This is a genomic window from Anaerobacillus sp. 1_MG-2023 (assembly GCF_030547345.1).
GTDB lineage: Bacteria > Bacillota > Bacilli > Bacillales > Guptibacillaceae > Guptibacillus > Guptibacillus hwajinpoensis_B.
Genome location: NZ_JAUORD010000003.1, coordinates 146872 through 164406 on the forward strand (window position 1 = coordinate 146872; position 17535 = coordinate 164406).

General features: G+C 41.5%; 19 protein-coding genes. All 19 read left to right on the forward strand.

Annotation, left to right across the window (positions count from 1 at the left end; translation table 11 throughout):
* Window positions 1-115: 115 nt before the first annotated feature.
* The gene (gene rimP / locus Q4550_RS07075) at window positions 116-586 is read left to right on the forward strand and encodes a ribosome maturation factor RimP (RefSeq protein ID WP_194221427.1); all 471 of its coding nucleotides are present in this window, start codon (window positions 116-118) and stop codon (window positions 584-586) included.
* A gap of 19 nt (window positions 587-605) precedes the next feature.
* Window positions 606-1715 (forward strand): transcription termination factor NusA, encoded by a 1110-nt coding sequence (gene nusA / locus Q4550_RS07080; RefSeq protein ID WP_194221428.1) that lies wholly within the window; start codon window positions 606-608, stop codon window positions 1713-1715.
* A gap of 24 nt (window positions 1716-1739) precedes the next feature.
* The gene (gene rnpM, locus Q4550_RS07085; protein ID WP_276511843.1) at window positions 1740-2003 is read left to right on the forward strand and encodes an RNase P modulator RnpM; all 264 of its coding nucleotides are present in this window, start codon (window positions 1740-1742) and stop codon (window positions 2001-2003) included.
* Window positions 2004-2309, forward strand: a complete 306-nt coding sequence (locus Q4550_RS07090) for a YlxQ family RNA-binding protein (RefSeq protein WP_194221429.1) — start codon at window positions 2004-2006, stop codon at window positions 2307-2309.
* Between the two features lie 15 nt (window positions 2310-2324).
* Complete coding sequence (infB, locus tag Q4550_RS07095; RefSeq protein WP_194221430.1) at window positions 2325-4409, forward strand: translation initiation factor IF-2; 2085 nt, start codon at window positions 2325-2327, stop codon at window positions 4407-4409.
* A complete protein-coding gene (locus Q4550_RS07100) occupies window positions 4406-4681 on the forward strand; it encodes a DUF503 domain-containing protein (RefSeq protein ID WP_226612841.1) in 276 nt (91 codons plus the stop codon). The genes infB and Q4550_RS07100 overlap by 4 nt, the downstream gene beginning before the upstream one ends.
* Window positions 4682-4701: 20 nt before the next feature.
* A complete protein-coding gene (gene rbfA / locus Q4550_RS07105) occupies window positions 4702-5052 on the forward strand; it encodes a 30S ribosome-binding factor RbfA (protein WP_098443391.1) in 351 nt (116 codons plus the stop codon).
* A gap of 65 nt (window positions 5053-5117) precedes the next feature.
* Window positions 5118-6014, forward strand: coding sequence for a tRNA pseudouridine(55) synthase TruB (gene truB / locus Q4550_RS07110; protein ID WP_303531294.1), 897 nt, complete (start codon window positions 5118-5120; stop codon window positions 6012-6014).
* Window positions 6015-6032: 18 nt separating this feature from the next.
* Window positions 6033-6965, forward strand: a complete 933-nt coding sequence (ribF, locus tag Q4550_RS07115) for a bifunctional riboflavin kinase/FAD synthetase (RefSeq protein WP_303531295.1) — start codon at window positions 6033-6035, stop codon at window positions 6963-6965.
* A 131-nt stretch (window positions 6966-7096) separates the two neighbouring features.
* Window positions 7097-7366 carry a 30S ribosomal protein S15 gene (rpsO, locus tag Q4550_RS07120; protein ID WP_048309782.1) on the forward strand — a complete coding sequence of 90 codons (270 nt, stop codon included), beginning with the start codon at window positions 7097-7099 and terminating at the stop codon, window positions 7364-7366.
* A gap of 139 nt (window positions 7367-7505) precedes the next feature.
* Window positions 7506-9623: a polyribonucleotide nucleotidyltransferase gene (locus Q4550_RS07125; protein WP_303531297.1), complete on the forward strand. Its 2118-nt coding sequence runs from the start codon at window positions 7506-7508 to the stop codon at window positions 9621-9623.
* A gap of 194 nt (window positions 9624-9817) precedes the next feature.
* A complete protein-coding gene (locus Q4550_RS07130) occupies window positions 9818-10774 on the forward strand; it encodes a polysaccharide deacetylase family protein (RefSeq protein ID WP_303531298.1) in 957 nt (318 codons plus the stop codon).
* An 83-nt stretch (window positions 10775-10857) separates the two neighbouring features.
* Window positions 10858-12099, forward strand: a complete 1242-nt coding sequence (locus Q4550_RS07135) for a M16 family metallopeptidase (RefSeq protein WP_194221436.1) — start codon at window positions 10858-10860, stop codon at window positions 12097-12099.
* Between the two features lie 147 nt (window positions 12100-12246).
* Window positions 12247-12489, forward strand: coding sequence for a YlmC/YmxH family sporulation protein (locus Q4550_RS07140; RefSeq protein ID WP_303531299.1), 243 nt, complete (start codon window positions 12247-12249; stop codon window positions 12487-12489).
* Window positions 12490-12594: 105 nt separating this feature from the next.
* On the forward strand, window positions 12595-13497 hold the full coding sequence (gene dpaA / locus Q4550_RS07145; RefSeq protein ID WP_303531302.1) for a dipicolinic acid synthetase subunit A: 903 nt from the start codon (window positions 12595-12597) through the stop codon (window positions 13495-13497).
* Window positions 13494-14087, forward strand: coding sequence for a dipicolinate synthase subunit B (locus Q4550_RS07150; protein WP_303531303.1), 594 nt, complete (start codon window positions 13494-13496; stop codon window positions 14085-14087). Before dpaA ends, Q4550_RS07150 begins: the two co-directional genes overlap by 4 nt.
* Window positions 14088-14219: 132 nt before the next feature.
* A complete protein-coding gene (gene asd / locus Q4550_RS07155) occupies window positions 14220-15266 on the forward strand; it encodes an aspartate-semialdehyde dehydrogenase (protein ID WP_303531304.1) in 1047 nt (348 codons plus the stop codon).
* 19 nt (window positions 15267-15285) lie between these two features.
* Window positions 15286-16539, forward strand: coding sequence for an aspartate kinase (dapG, locus tag Q4550_RS07160; protein ID WP_303531305.1), 1254 nt, complete (start codon window positions 15286-15288; stop codon window positions 16537-16539).
* 23 nt (window positions 16540-16562) lie between these two features.
* Window positions 16563-17429 (forward strand): 4-hydroxy-tetrahydrodipicolinate synthase, encoded by an 867-nt coding sequence (dapA, locus tag Q4550_RS07165; protein ID WP_303531306.1) that lies wholly within the window; start codon window positions 16563-16565, stop codon window positions 17427-17429.
* Window positions 17430-17535 lie beyond the last annotated feature (106 nt).

The window sequence follows — 17535 nt, forward strand, 5'->3', positions numbered from 1 at the left end:
GTATAGTAATTGTGGAAATACTAGTGAATACACACGCGACGGAAGAGTGGGGCTATCCCACTCTTTCGTTTTCGATTGGGACCCTGCTGTACAGGATCAGAAAGGAGGACAACCAATGAACGAAAATGTGATTACGGTTACTGAAGAACTAGTAAAACCAATAGTAGATGAAATGAACTTGGAACTTGTAGATATAGAATTCACACAAGAAGGCAAGAATTGGTTTCTCCGTGTCTATATCGATTCTCCTCGAGGCGTTGATATTGAGGAGTGCGGGATAATTAGCGAAAAGCTAAGTGAACAGCTTGATAAACATGATCCGATTACACAACCATACTTCCTTGAAGTTTCTTCACCTGGTGCAGAACGTCCGCTCAAAAAACGTACGGACTTCGAGAAGGCAGTTGGCAAGCAAGTCTATGTCACAACCTATGAACCATTTAATGGCGAAAAGAGCTTTGAAGGTGTACTTTCGGACTTCGATGGAGAAGTGGTTGTTATTGATCAGCGAGTGAAAACAAGAATTAAAAAGGTAGAATTACCTTATGAAAAAGTAGCAAGCGCTAGGCTTGCGGTTGTTTTTTAATTAAAGGGGAGAATGAAAAATGAAGAGTAGTGAGTTATTAGATGCGCTAAATATTCTTGAAAAAGAAAAGGGCATCAGCAAGGATATTATCGTTGAGGCGATTGAAGCAGCGCTTATCTCAGCATATAAGCGAAACTTCCATCAGGCGCAAAACGTTAGAGTTGACTTTAATCAGGATACAGGTTCGATCCGAGTATTCGCTCGAAAAGATGTCGTAGAAGAAGTGGAAGATGCTCGTCTTGAGATCTCACTTGAAGATGCGAAAGACATTGATCGCCAATATGAATTAGAAGATATCGTAGAAATTGAAGTAACGCCTCGTAATTTCGGTCGTATCGCAGCTCAAACAGCGAAGCAAGTTGTTACTCAGCGTGTGCGTGAAGCAGAACGTGGGATCATATTTAGCGAATTTATTGAACGCGAAGACGATATCATGACAGGAATTGTTCAGCGTCAGGATCATCGTTTTATTTATGTTGACCTCGGTCGTATCGAAGCACTTCTCCCTGCCGGTGAACAAATGCCGAACGAAACGTATCATTCCCATGATCGGATCAAGGTATATGTGACAAAAGTTGAAAAAACAACCAAAGGGCCACAGGTGATGGTTTCGAGAACTCATCCTGGTCTTCTTAAGCGTTTATTTGAACTTGAAGTACCTGAAATATTCGATGGAACGGTTGAAGTAAAGTCCATTTCGCGAGAAGCTGGGGATCGTTCTAAGATTGCGGTTCACGCAGAAGATCCTGAAGTTGATCCGGTTGGCTCATGTGTAGGACAGCGTGGTCAGCGTGTACAAGCGATTGTTAATGAGCTTAAAGGTGAGAAAATTGACATCGTAAGCTGGTCTGAAGACATAGTTGCATACGTAGCAAATGCACTAAGTCCTTCAAAAGTACTTAAAGTAAATGTAGACGAAGAAAATAAAATGACTCAGGTTATCGTACCTGACTATCAGCTTTCACTTGCAATCGGGAAGCGTGGTCAAAACGCACGCCTTGCTGCGAAGCTGACTGGGTGGAAAATTGATATTAAGAGTCAATCTGAAGCGGAAGAGCTTGGCATCTATAGTGCTGATGAAGCTCCTCTATTCGAAGAGAATGACGCGGAAGATTCTGAGCTAGATTAAGCAAGATCAGGAGAGGTGTCCATCGTGCAAAAACGTAAAATTCCGATGCGGAAATGTGTCGCCTGTCAAGAAATGAAGCCTAAAAAAGAGCTCGTTCGAATCGTTCGTTCGCCTGAAGGGGTTATATCGATCGACCAAACGGGTAAAAAGAATGGACGGGGCGCATACCTTTGCAACAAAGAAGAGTGTTTCGTACTTGCTAAGAAGCGAAATTCTTTAGCGGCTCATCTAAAAGCAGAAGTGACGGAAGATATTTATGCTGACCTCGCAGAATCGCGGTCAAATTAAATGAAGAATAAGAATTGGGAGTCACTGTTAGGACTCGCTCAGCGCGCTGGCAAAGTCGTGTCTGGAGAAGAACTTGTGGTGAAGGAAATTCAGCGCAAGAGCGCAAGACTCGTATTAGTTGCGAGCGACGCATCTGATAACACAAGAAAGAAAATAACGGATAAAGCAACTACTTATAAAGTCCCAGTATGTTTTGTAACAGGGCGCTATGAGCTTGGACATGCAATTGGCAAAGTTCAACGAGTCACGATAGCCGTTACTGATGCAGGGTTTGCGAAGAAGCTACACGCAATGCTCGATCAATAACTCGGGGGTGATCGTATGAGTAAGATGCGAATTCATGAATATGCAAAAGAACATAATACTACTAGTAAGGATGTTATCGAAAAGTTAAAAAGCATGAATATTACGGTAAACAATCATATGTCTGTGATTGATGATCAGGCCATTGATAAGCTTAATAACGATTCGAAACAATCCAAAAAGGGAAGCGACAAAAACAGTATGGAAAATAAAAACAATCGAAACAACCCAAAAGCAAATGCAAATCAAAAGAATAGTAAAAGCGCACCAAATAACCGTCGCGGTGGACGTCGTCCAAACCGCCGTGGTAAAGGACAGCCACCTAAAAACACAGCTGCTCCAAGAAGATTGCCTTCTAAAGTAACCTTCATTGGTTCATTAACAGTTGGACAGCTTGCTGAAAAGCTAGGTAAAGATGCTTCTGAATTGATTAAGAAGTTAATGGGTCTTGGTGTTATGGCAACCATTAATCAGGAACTAGATAAAGATACAATGGAACTTATCTGTGATGATTATGGCGTAAAAGTAGAAGAAGAAGAGCTATTTGAAGTAACGGATCTTGATAATTACACAAGTGAAGATGAGGACGGAAAGCTTGTTGAACGTCCTGCAGTCGTTACAATTATGGGGCACGTTGACCATGGTAAAACAACGCTACTAGACGGAATCCGTGATACAAAAGTAACACAGGGTGAAGCTGGTGGTATTACGCAGCACATCGGTGCTTACCAGATCGAAGAAAATAACAAAAAAATTACGTTCCTTGATACTCCTGGACACGCGGCATTTACAACAATGCGTGCACGTGGTGCAAAAGTAACGGATATCACGGTTCTAGTAGTTGCAGCAGACGATGGCGTTATGCCACAAACGGTTGAAGCTATTAACCATGCGAAGGCAGCGGAAGTGCCAATTATCGTTGCTGTTAATAAGATGGATAAAGAAGGAGCAAACCCTGATCGCGTGATGCAGGAACTAACAGAGTATGAACTTGTTTCTGAAGCATGGGGTGGCGATACAATTTTCGTTAACCTTTCTGCCATTAAGCGTGAAGGAATTGATAATCTTCTCGAAACAATTCTCTTGATTTCAGAAGTAGAAGAGTTTAAAGCAAACCCTAATAAGCTTGCTACAGGTACAGTAATTGAAGCACAGCTAGATAAAGGACGCGGCCCAGTCGCAACACTTCTTGTTCAAGAAGGTACGCTTAAAGTCGGTGACCCAGTTGTAGTCGGTAACACATTTGGTCGTGTTCGTGCTATGGTCAACGATCTTGGTAAGCGTGTTGAAACAGCTGCACCTTCTACTCCTGTAGAAGTGACTGGTTTAAGTGACGTACCAAATGCTGGAGATCGCTTTGTAGCATTTGAAGACGAGAAGACAGCACGTCAAGTTGGTGAAGCACGTAATCAGCAGCAAATTGAAGCTCAGCGTAAAGAATCTTCTAAAATGAATTTGGATGATTTATTCGAAAAGATTCAGCAGGGCGATGTGAAAGATATCAACATTATCGTGAAAGCTGACGTACAGGGATCTGTTGAAGCACTTGCTGGCTCACTTCAGAAGATTGAAGTAGAAGGTGTTAAGATTAACATTATTCACACAGCTGTTGGTGCAATCACAGAGTCAGATATTATCCTTGCATCTGCTTCTAATGCGATCATTATCGGATTTAACGTACGTCCAGATTCAAATGCGAAGAAAGTAGCTGATTCTGAGCAAGTAGAAATTCGCTTGCATCGCGTGATCTATACAGCGATTGAAGAGATTGAATCTGCAATGAAAGGAATGCTTGATCCAGTTTATGAAGAAAAAGTGATTGGTCAAGCTGAAGTACGTGAAACATTTAAAGTTTCTAAAGTAGGTACAATTGCAGGATCTTACGTAACAGAAGGTAAAATCACTCGTAATTCTGGCGTTCGTGTCATCCGTGACGGAATTGTCGTATTCGAAGGTGAAGTGGATACATTGAAACGCTTCAAAGACGATGCGAAAGAAGTGGCTAAAGGGTACGAATGTGGTATTACGCTTGCAAAATTCAATGACGTTAAAGAAGGCGACATCATTGAAGCGTATATTATGGTTGAAGTAAAGCCTAAGTGATTGGATATGTAGAATGTGAATGCATCATTTATGATGCGCAATCCTTGAAGGAAAAAAGATCTGTGCTTCAGTCGGTTATTAGCCGTCTGAAGCATTATAATCTCTCTGTTTCTGAGCTTGACAGCCAGGATTTATGGCAACATACCGTTATTGGTATTGTTACAACGGCTTCAAGCAAAACGGCATGCGAGCGTGAGCTCCAGCGTGCCGTCTCATTGATTGATTCACGTCCTGATATCGAACTCACTCGAGCAACTTATGAGTGGCTTTAGGAAAGAAACGAGGTGTAACGATGAGTAATGTTCGCGCAAATCGTGTTGGTGAACAGATGAAGAAAGAACTTGGTGATATAATCAGCAGGAAGATTAAAGACCCGCGCGTAGGTTTCGTTACAGTAACAGCTGTTGAAGTTACGAATGATCTACAGCAAGCAACGGTATTTATTACTGTCCTTGGTGATGAAGAGAAGAAAGAAGCTACCCTGAATGGTCTTGCGAAAGCAACTGGATTTATTCGTTCTGAAATAGGGAAACGCATTCGTCTTCGCAAAACACCGGAAATCTATTTTGAATTTGATGAATCGATCGATTATGGTAACAAAATTGAACGACTTCTTGCAGATTTAAATCAAGCGGATGAGTAGAAACGAAGGGATAGGCAGGAATGTCTATCCTTTCTCTATGTCATCATATTGAAAGGAGGAAAACAATGAACGGCATATTACCACTCAAGAAACCAGCCGGAATGACGTCTCATGATTGTGTAGCAGTTACTAGAAAGCTATTAATGACAAAAAAAGTTGGTCACACAGGAACTTTGGATCCAGATGTAACAGGCGTTTTACCACTATGTATCGGCAGAGCAACTAAAGTAGCCCAGTATATGACGGATTTTTCTAAAACGTATGAAGCAGTGATTACACTAGGGTTTTCAACGACGACGGAAGATGCGTCTGGAGAGAAAGTGGAAGAAAAGAAAGTAGACAAACTGCCTTCAACTAACGATATAGAAGAAGCACTTGCTGCGTTTCGAGGTGAGATCGAGCAAGTTCCCCCAATGTATTCTGCTGTCAAAATTAACGGTAAACGTCTTTATGAGTATGCTTTTAAAGGAGAAGTGGTGGATCGTCCATCTAGAAAGGTAACGATCCATAACCTAGAGTTAATTGGAGAGGTTACGCTTGAAGAAGGAGCGATCTCTATCCCTGTACGTGCCACGTGCAGTAAGGGGACATATATTCGAACACTTGCGGTTGATATTGGAGAAAAGCTAGGTTTTCCAGCTCACATGTCGTCTCTGATTCGGACAGCGTCCGGCCCATTTAAACTAGAAGAATGTTTGACATTTGATCAGATAAAACAGATGATAGAAGAGGAAACGCTATCTCTTTTTCCTATGGAATACGCTCTTTCTGCTATGCCATCCTATACTGTTGATTCTGCGCTAGAAGAGAAGCTTCAAAATGGCGCTGTGCTTCCTCAGTTGGAAGAGATGACAGAGAATAGACTTGTTATGTACAATAGGGACGGAGAAGCAATTGCAATCTATCAAAAACATCCTGAGAAGCCGGGCTTAATGAAGCCTGAAAAAGTGTTTTCGAGATGAAGTTAGAAGGTGAAACCGTTGAAAACAATTTATTTATCGCATCCTCATCAGTTAAAATCTGAACATCCTGCCGTCATGGCGCTTGGATATTTTGATGGCATTCATCGAGGCCATCAGAAAGTGATTTCGACTGCGAAAGAAATTGCTGATGATAAAGGCGTAGAGTCAGCAGTTATGACGTTTTATCCCCATCCATCAGTCGTTTTGGGGAAGTCTACACCTCAAACAGAAGCCATTACACCACTTGATGATAAAATTGAGCTTATTGAGCAGCTTGGAATTGACGTTCTTTATATCGTGAAATTTGATACTACGATTGCAGGATTAACACCTCAGCAATTTGTTGATGATTATATTATTGCCTTATCAGTTGTTCACGTTGTAGCAGGGTTTGATTTTACATATGGAAGTAAAGGAAGAGGAACGATGGACTCCCTTCCATTTCATGCCCGAAACCAGTTTAGTCAAACGGTGATTGATAAAGTATCTCAACATGACGAGAAAGTAAGCTCTACTTTAATTCGTTCATATATTCGTGAAGGGGCTGTCCAGGACGTGAAAGCCGTTCTAGGTCGGAACTACACGGTGAAGGGCACTGTTGTTCAAGGAGATCAGCGCGGCCGCACAATTGGCTTCCCAACGGCCAACGTCGATCTTAAAGACGAGTATCTCGTGCCAGCTACAGGTGTTTATGCAGTGCGTATGAAAACGGAAGGTAGCTGGATGAGTGGTGTATGCAATGTTGGATATAAACCAACCTTCTATGACGAAAAACCTGATCAGCCGTCACTGGAAGTTCACGTATTTGATTACAGTGGCAATTTGTATGGATCGTCTGTAGAGGTTGAATTCCATCAAAAGATTCGTGGAGAGGTTAAATTCTCTTCTGTTGATGACTTAATTGCCCAAATAGGTCAGGATGCGAAAAATGCAAGAGAAATACTGAAATAGATTTCCCTTGCATTTTAGAACAAAAACCTGTAATCTAATATCTGTACGACAAGTACACAACCTATACTGGGCTATCGAGTCACCGACGTTTGCGCGGTATCAGGGGATTAGAAATTAAGGAGGTGAAACGGATGGCAATCACACAAGAACGTAAGCAAGAACTTATCACTAAGTTCAAAACTCACGAGAATGATACTGGTTCTCCAGAGGTTCAAATCGCTGTCCTTACTGAGGAAATCAACAATTTGAACGATCATCTACGTTTCCACAAGAAAGACCACCACTCTCGTCGCGGTCTTCTTAAGATGGTTGGTAAACGCCGTAATCTTTTAACGTATCTTCGTAACAAAGACGTTACTCGTTACCGCGAACTTATCAAAGAACTTGGTCTACGTCGATAATGATTCAGAAAAGCGGGATGTTTTCCCGCTTTTTTATTAGGTTAAAAATACATAGATTTCTTCCTTTCTTTTTAGAAGCAAAAAGGTTAGGGTATAATAAAAGAAATGATTTTATTGGATGAGAGGAGTTCTCACATTAATGGCACAAGATAAGCAAGTGTTTTCAATCGATTGGGCTGGTCGCGAGTTGTCAGTTGAAATTGGTCAACTGGCTAAACAGGCGAGCGGTGCAGCATTGATCCGTTACGGCGATACAGCCGTACTAGCAACGGTTACTGGTTCTAAAGAGCCGAAAGACCTTCCGTTTTTCCCACTAACGGTTAATTATGAAGAACGATTATATGCAGTAGGTAAAATTCCTGGAGGATTCATCAAGCGCGAAGGACGTCCGAGTGAAAAAGCGATTCTTGCGAGTCGTTTAATTGATCGCCCGATCCGTCCATTATTCCCTGATGGTTTCCGTAATGAAGTTCAAGTTGTCAGTACAGTGATGAGCGTTGATCAAAACTGCTCTTCTGAGATGGCAGCAATGTTCGGTTCATCTCTAGCGCTTGGTATTAGTGACCTTCCATTTGATGGTCCAATTGCTGGCGTTATCGTTGGACGCGTTGATGGGGAGTTTATTGCAAACCCTAACGTTGAGCAGCTTGAACAGAGTGATATTCACCTAACAGTTGCAGGTACGAAAGATGCAATTAACATGGTTGAAGCTGGAGCTGAAGAAGTTCCTGAAGAAATCATGCTTGAGGGTATTCTTTTTGGTCACCAAGAAATTAAGCGACTAATTTCATTCCAGGAAGAGATCATTGAAGCTACTGGAAAAGAAAAGCGCGAAGTTGTTCTTAAGACTGCAGATAAAACGCTTGAAGCAGCTCTTAGTGAGCAGTACTTATCTGACATTAAAGAAGCTGTAAAAGTGATTGAGAAGCATGCTAGGCAGGAAGCAATTGATGCTGTAATGACGCGTGCAACTGAAGCATATGAAGAAAACGAAGAGTATAGTGCCGATGAAGTGAAATCAATTCTAAATAGCTTTGTTAAGCAAGAAGTTCGTCGTTTAATTCTAAAAGATAAAGTAAGACCTGATGGTCGTGGCGTTGATGAGATTCGTCCACTTGATTCTGAAGTAGGAATTCTACCAAGAACACACGGATCTGGATTGTTTACTCGTGGACAAACCCAGGCACTTAGCATTTGTACTCTTGGTGCACTAGGAGACGTTCAGATTCTCGATGGTCTTGGTACAGAAGAATCTAAGCGATTCATGCATCACTATAACTTCCCGAAATACAGCGTCGGCGAAACTGGACCAATGCGTGGACCTGGTCGTCGTGAGATTGGTCACGGTGCCCTTGGTGAGCGTGCACTTGAGAAGGTTATTCCAACTGAGAAGGATTTCCCATATACGATTCGTCTTGTATCTGAAGTTCTTGAATCAAATGGCTCTACTTCACAAGCAAGTATTTGTGCTAGTACGCTAGCGATGATGGATGCAGGTGTGCCGATCAAAGCACCAGTTGCAGGTATTGCAATGGGACTTGTAAGTGATGGCGAGGATGTAACAGTTCTTACAGATATTCAAGGCATGGAAGATGCTCTTGGTGACATGGACTTTAAAGTTGCTGGAACAAAGCAAGGCGTAACAGCTCTTCAAATGGATATTAAAATTTCTGGAATTAACGAAGACATCCTTCGTCAGGCTCTTGAGCAGGCGAAAAACGGTCGTCTCGCCATTCTTGAAAACATGATGAGTGCGATCAACGAGCCTCGTACTGAGCTTTCTGCATACGCACCTAAGATTCTTACAATGTCAATTAAACCAGATAAAATCCGCGACGTTATTGGACCAAGCGGTAAAATCATCAATAAGATCATTGAAGAAACTGGCGTAAAAATTGATATTGAGCAGGATGGTTCGGTCTTTATTTCTTCTACTGAGCAAGAAATGAACGCAAAAGCGAAGAAAATGATCGAAGATCTTGTTAGAGAAGTGGAAGTTGGCACAACTTATCTTGGTAAAGTGAAACGAGTTGAGAAATTTGGAGCATTCGTTGAGCTATTTGCTGGGAAAGAAGGTCTGGTTCACATTTCTGAACTAGCTGAAGAACGTACAAACAAAGTAGAAGACGTTGTTTCAATCGGTGATGAAATCATGGTTAAAGTGAAAGAAATCGATAAGCAAGGACGCGTTAACCTTTCTCGTAAAGAGATTTTGAAAGAACAGCGTGAACGTGAAGAACAAAGTCAAAAGAGCTAATGAATTCGGCTGAGGCCGAATTCATTTTTTTTTGCTGATTTTTGTTGGTTTATACTGTCTCCTTTCATTTTGATAAATGTGACCGGCGTTGATTTCACCTAATGAAAACCTTTGTTTTTTGGCAACGATTTGTTTTACGTAAGTTCTAGAGCTTGCCCATTAAACATACCTTTTTTACAAAAGGGGGCAGATGAATGAAGAAATCCTGGATCCAATTTATTGTGTTTATTATGATCTTAGGCGTAGCAGCAGGTTCACTTCAGAACCCCTACACATCAATGTATTTAAGTGATTTGAAAGAACAAGCTACCTTGAACGTGAATGGAAGTCCACTATATGACGAGATTGCTGATGCGAAGGAAAGCATGGATATACCTCCAATTAATGCTGTAATCGATCGTGTTTGGAAAGGAATCCCAGGCTATAATGGTCTGATAATTGATGCAGAAGCTTCCTATGAAAAAATGAAGGGGAAGGCGTTTGATGAGAATCTAATCGTAAAAAAAGAAGTGAAGCCTGATGTTCAGTTGGATGATCTTGAGCCTACTGCAGTCTATAAGGGTAATCCTAAGAAGCCGATGGTCGCCTTTATGATAAACGTCGCTTGGGGAGAGGAATATTTACCTGATATGTTGCAACAGCTTAAGAAACATAGCGTTCATGGTACTTTTTTTCTTGATGGCTCATGGGCAAAGAAAAACCCTGATATCGTTCGTATGCTTGATGAAGAAGGACATGAAATCGGAAATCACGCCTATTCTCATCCTGATTTGAAACAGCTAAGCGACGCTGCTATCCGTAAAGAGCTTGAAGATACAAATCAAGTTATTGAAGCAACAATAGATAAACAACCTGTCGTTTTCGCACCACCAAGCGGAAGCTACGCGAATAACGCCGTTCAAATTGCTGATCAGCTTGGGATGCAAACAGTGCTCTGGTCTGTTGATACTGTGGACTGGAAAAAACCTGCACCACAAGTACTGACAGAGAGGGTGCTCCAAAATGTACACGCGGGTGCTCTGATACTCATGCATCCAACAGAACCGACAGAACAAAGTCTTGAAGCGTTAATTCGCGGCGTAGAAAAGAGAGGTTACCAGCTTGGGACAGTTTCACAAGTGTTAGATTCTAAACGACTTGAGAAAAGATGATAAAATTGTGTCCTTTCTTCATTAATGATATAGTGTTTTTGGAGTATGACGAAACATAATGGCTCGATACAGGAGGAACAGGTTTGATAAATAAAGTAACTTGTAAAAATGGTGTCAGAGTAGTACTAGAAAATATTCCAACAGTCCGTTCAGTTGCTATCGGAATTTGGATTGGAACTGGTTCTCGTTTTGAACCGAAAGAATTAAATGGTGTTTCACATTTCCTTGAACATATGTTTTTTAAAGGAACGGATAAGCGCAGTGCAAAAGATATTGCGGAATCCTTTGATAGCATTGGCGGTCAAGTTAATGCGTTTACATCAAAAGAGTACACGTGTTATTATGCAAAAGTTCTTGATGAGCACGCAGATTATGCTCTTGATGTATTAACTGATATGTTTTTCCATTCAACATTTGAAGCTGGAGAGCTTGCGAAAGAAAAGAATGTTGTACACGAAGAAATCAAAATGTATGAAGATACCCCAGATGATATTGTACATGACATGCTGAGTCAGGCAAGTTATGGTGATCATGAGCTTGCGATGCCGATCCTTGGAACAGAAGAGACGTTAAAAGGATTCTCAGGTGACACGCTTCGTGATTACATGCAAACTCATTACACACCGGATAATATTGTGGTGTCGATTGCAGGAAATATTGATGAATCGTTCATGCACAAAGTAGAGAGTGCATTTGAACACTGGGAAACTCCTGCTGGAAAACCTGAAGTACTCGCTCCGAAATTCCATTCAGGACAAATCGCTCGCCAGAAGGAAACGGAGCAAGCCCATTTATGTCTTGGGTACGCTGGACTTCCGTTTGGTACAGATGATATTTATAGTCTCATTGTGATGAACAATGTGCTTGGTGGAAGCATGAGTAGTCGTCTTTTCCAGGATGTTCGTGAAGATCAAGGACTTGCTTACTCAGTCTTTTCTTATCATTCTGCTTATCAGGATAGTGGGTTATTAACGATCTATGCAGGTACCGCTCAGAACCAGCTGGATCGCTTATATGAGACTATCCAGAAGACTTTAACGGAATTTAAGCGTGATGGCATTACAACGAAAGAGTTGAAGAATTGCAAAGAGCAGCTAAAAGGTAACTTGATGCTCAGTCTTGAAAGTACAAACAGCCGTATGAGCCGAAACGGTAAGAATGAGTTACTATTAAACCAACATCGTTCACTCGATGATATTATTACGAATATTGAGAGCGTTAATCATGAGAATGTAAACGGTATGATCCATTCGATGTTTACTGATGAATTTTCATGTTCGCTTATTAGTCCAAACGGTCAATTACCAGGTGGTATGAAATCCTAAGGACGCTAACCCGTCGAATCATAAGGCGGGTTTTTTTCATGTCTTCCTTTAATAAACTACTCATAGACTATGGTATATAACGTGAACGTATTATTAGATAGTGATTTTCGATAGGACTTTCATCAATTTGTTTAAAGGGGGCATACGATGAGATTAAGTCAGCTTAGCGGTAAGGAGCTTATTGATATAGAAAAAGGGCGGAAGCTTGGTGTACTTGGGCAAACTGATCTATTGTTTGATGAAAAAACAGGGTTATTAAAAGAATTGATCATTCCGAAATCATCCTGGATGGGGTTAAAACGCAAAGAACAAGAAATTACGATTCCATGGGAGCACATAGAAACGATTGGAAGAGATATGATCATTTTGCAAAATCATCAAAAGGCTTAAAACTGGTACACTTCTTGATTCACCAAGCGGGCATACACCACATAGAATGTTGAGAAATTACAATAATCCCCGTAGTAAGACGTGGAAAAGGAAAGGGGAGGAACGATGCTAACGAATCAACATATCGCTGTTATTGGCGGTGATGCCCGCCAGCTTGAAATTATTCGAAAGTTAACCGAATTGAATGCCGATTTATATTTAATCGGATTCGATCAGCTTGATCATGGCTTTACAGGTGCAACGAAATGCACATTGGATGAAGTGAAGCTAACGACCCTTGATGCAATTGTCCTTCCAGTCAGTGGAACAACGATCGAAGGAGAAGTTGAAACGATCTTCTCAAATGAAAAAGTAGTGTTAACAGCAGATCAACTTAAACAAACGCCAGCCCATTGTACGGTATATAGCGGAATCAGTAACAGCTGTCTAAATGAGATGGTGGCTGAAGCATCTAGAACGTTAGTTCGCTTATTCGAACGAGATGATGTGGCCATTTATAATTCTATTCCGACTGTTGAAGGTACTGTTATGATGGTTATTCAGCATACGGATATTACCATTCATCAATCAAATATTGCGGTTCTAGGTCTCGGTCGAGTGGGGATGTCAGTTGCCAGAACATTTAATGCATTAGGGGCAAATGTTAGTGTTGGGGCTAGAAAACCAGAGCATATCGCGAGAATTTCGGAGATGGGATTAAAACCGTTTCATTTATCTGATCTCGTGAACCAGGTATCCCATTTGGATGTATGTATTAATACAATCCCAGCACAAATCGTCACATCACAAGTTATTGCCAAAATGCCGTCTCACACGCTCGTGATTGACCTTGCTTCTAAGCCAGGAGGTACTGATTTTCGATACGCAGAAAAAAGAGGAATTAAAGCTCTTCTTGCGCCAGGCCTGCCTGGTATTGTGGCTCCAAAAACGGCCGGAAAAATCATCGCTAATGTTCTAACACAGCTGTTAATTGAGAGGTCTCAGAATGGAAAGGAGAACACTCCATGAGTTTGAAAGGTATGCACATTGGTTTTGGGTTAACTGGTTCTCACTGTACGTATGATGCGGTCGTTCCACAAATAGAAGAACTTGTTCAACTAGGTGCAAAGGTGACGCCATTTGTTTCCCATACAGTCATGAATACGAATACTCGGTTTGGCGATGGAGAAAATTGGATCGCTCGTATTGAGGATATAACAGGTAATGAAGCAGTTAATTCGATTGTAAAGGCTGAGCCATTTGGTCCCAAAACGCCACTTGATTGTATGGTTATCGCTCCAATAACAGGGAATTCTATTAGTAAATTTGCGAATGCGATGACTGAGTCTCCTGTATTGATGGGGGCAAAAGCAACTTTACGTAATGAAAAACCAGTTGTGTTAGGCATTTCTACTAACGATGGGCTAGGATTAAATGGTACAAATATCTTAAGATTAATGTCGACGAAGAATATTTATTTCATTCCATTTGGTCAGGATGATCCAGTTAAAAAACCAAATTCACTCGTTGCACGGATGCCATCTTTAAGGGAAACAGTTGAAAAAGCACTTCTTGGCAGACAGCTTCAGCCGGTTTTGATCGAAAGGTATTTGGATTAGCCAATTGATTTATCTTTCTTTAAGATAGGTTTATGATAGAATAGAGAATAAAATCACCAGGAATGGGGAGAAACCTCGGTTTCTCCTTCTGTTGTGATGGATTTTGAATGGAATATGGGAGGAGAATAAGTCATGAGCGGGAAAAAATATCATGTAGCAGTAGTTGGAGCAACAGGCGCAGTCGGACAACAAATGATCAAAACACTAGAGGAACGAGATTTTCCGATATCGACCTTAACGCTCCTTTCATCATCACGTTCTGCTGGTAAAAAAGTAATGTTTAAGGGTCAGGAAGTAACGGTAAAAGAAGCCACTCCTGAAGCATTTGAAGGAGTTCAGCTTGCGTTATTTAGCGCTGGTGGCAGTGTATCAAAAGCCCTTGCTCCAGAAGCAGTTAAACACGGAGCGATTGTTGTAGATAACACAAGTGCATTCCGTATGGATCCAGAAGTACCTCTTGTTGTACCAGAAGTGAATGAAGGGGATTTGAATGATCATAAAGGGATTATTGCAAACCCAAACTGCTCAACCATTCAAATGGTCGCAGCTCTTGAGCCGCTGAAACAAACATATGGCCTTACTAAAATTATTGTTTCTACTTATCAAGCTGTTTCAGGTGCAGGCGCAAATGCGGTTACTGAAATGAAAGAGCAGTCTAAAGCGGTGCTAAATGGTGAGGACTACGAGCCACAAATTTTGCCTGTTAAAGGTGATAAACAGCACTATCCGATCGCTTTCAATGCCATCCCACAAATCGATGTATTTGAAGACAACGGATTTACTTATGAAGAAATGAAAATGATAAATGAAACGAAGAAAATCATGCATGATGCAGAGCTTCATGTTGCAGCTACTTGTGTGCGACTACCAATTGAAACAGGTCATGCTGAATCAGTCTATGTTGAAATTGGTCAGGATGATGTAACAGTAGAAGATATGAAAGAACTATTGAGTAACGCACCTGGTGTAACGCTTAAAGATGACCCTGCAAACCAGGTTTATCCGATGCCTGTTGATGCTGTTGGGAAATCGGACGTTTTTGTTGGTCGTATTCGAAAAGATCTAAATCAAAAAAATGGCTTCCATATGTGGATTGTCTCTGATAATCTACTGAAGGGGGCAGCGTGGAATTCTGTTCAAATTGCTGAAAGCCTTGCAGCCCTAAATATATTGAAATAGACATAAGAAGGTGTTCTAAATGAAAGTCATCGTGCAGAAGTTTGGCGGTACTTCATTGAAAAGTGAAGACGGCAGACTGAGAGCTGTAAACCATATTAAAGATGCAGTGAGCGATGGATATAAAGTTGTCGTCGTCGTTTCAGCAATGGGTCGTAAAGGTGATCCATACGCGACTGACACTCTCCTTGGCCTCATTGGCGATCGAGAACGGAAGGTCACTTCAAGAGAATATGATCTTCTTGTATCTTGTGGTGAGAGTATTTCTTCTGTCATATTCTCAAATCTCCTCTTAAGCGAAGGGTTGAGAGCCACAGCTTACACCGGAGGTCAGGCAGGTTTCATGACAACGGCTGAGCATAGCAAAGCAAGAATTCTTGAAATGAAGTCGGAGCGACTACTAGAAGAGCTGAAAATGATGGATGTTGTCGTTGTGACAGGCTTCCAGGGCGTCACAAAAGACGGCGATGTAACGACTCTTGGTCGAGGTGGAAGCGATACGTCAGCAGCTGCACTTGGTGCTGCACTTTCAGCTGAATGGGTAGATATCTTTACTGATGTAGAAGGTATTATGACAGCTGATCCAAGAATTGTTGAGAACGCACGTCCTCTTTCCATCGTGACATATAACGAAGTTTGTAATATGGCTTACCAAGGGGCGAAGGTTATTCACCCTCGTGCCGTTGAAATTGCCATGCAGGCGAAGATACCGCTCCGAATTCGGTCAACTTATTCTTCTTCGACTGGTACGCTCGTCACGTCTGCTACAGGAAAAACGACTGGTGAACAGGTGATAGATCGTTTAATTACGGGTATAGCTCATGTAAACGGCGTAACCCAAATTAAAGTGTATGCGAAAGAAGGACAATATGATCTTCAGTCACGCGTTTTTAAAGCTATGGCGCGTGAGGGGATTAGCGTTGATTTCATCAACATTAGCTTAACAGGTGTTGTTTATACGGTTATGGAGGAAATGACCGACAGAGCCGTTGCAACGCTAAATGAAATGGGCTACGAGCCTGAAGTCATCGAGAATTGTGCGAAAGTATCTGCGGTTGGAGCTGGTATGAGTGGTGTTCCTGGCGTAACAGCAAAGATTGTGGAATCACTTGCGCGAGAAAACATTGATATTTTACAATCAGCTGATTCTCATACAACGATTTGGGTTCTTGTGAGACAGACTGATCTTTCAGCCGCTGTTAATGCGCTGCACGAAACATTCCATCTTCATCTCGAGCCGGGGCAAGAAGTGGAACAGATGATGGATCAGCTTTAAGTGATAGGCAAGGAGTGAAAGAAATGAATTTTGGCAAAGTACTAACCGCAATGGTCACCCCTTTCGATCGCAAAGGGTACGTGGATTTTGCGAAGACAGAGCAATTGATCAACTATTTAATTAATAATGGAACAGAAGGTCTTGTTGTAGCGGGAACAACTGGCGAATCGCCAACGCTTTCTTCAGAAGAAAAAGTGGCGCTCTTTAAGCATTCTGTTAAAATCGCTGATGGGCGCGTGCCAATTATTGCAGGAACAGGCAGTAATAACACACACGCATCGATCGAGTTAACAAAAAAGGCAGAAGCTGCCGGCGTGGATGCGATTATGATCGTAGCCCCTTATTACAGCAAGCCTGGTCAAAAAGGTCTTTATGAGCATTTCAAAGCGATCGCAGAGTCAACAAAGCTTCCAGTAATGATATATAACATTCCTGGTCGTTCTGTCGTGAATATGACAGCTGACACAATTGTTGAGCTTTCTAAGATCAACAACATTGTTTCTGTTAAAGAAGCAAGTGGAGATCTTGACCAAATTACAGATATTATTACGCGCACAGAAGAGTCTTTCTCTGTTTATAGTGGAGATGACGGCTTAACTTTACCGATTCTTTCTATCGGCGGGGATGGCGTCATTTCTGTTGCGTCACACGTTCTTGGAAATGAAATGCAACAGATGATCTCTGCTTATCAATCTGGGGAAGTAAAAGAAGCGGCAGCGATTCATCAAAAAATCCTGCCAATTATGAATGAACTCTTTAAAGCACCAAGCCCATCTCCAGTTAAAACAGCTCTTCAGCTAAAGGGTATGGATGTGGGAAGTGTACGTCTACCGATGATTCCTCTAACAGCAGAGGAGCGCTCATCACTAGCCGCTGCGCTTAATAAATAACGTTAGAACGGATGCTTATGCATCCGTTTTTTATTTGCATGGATATTTTCTAAAAGTGTAAGCACTTTTAAGTTCGTTTTTTTCATATTATCTCATGAATGGTAAA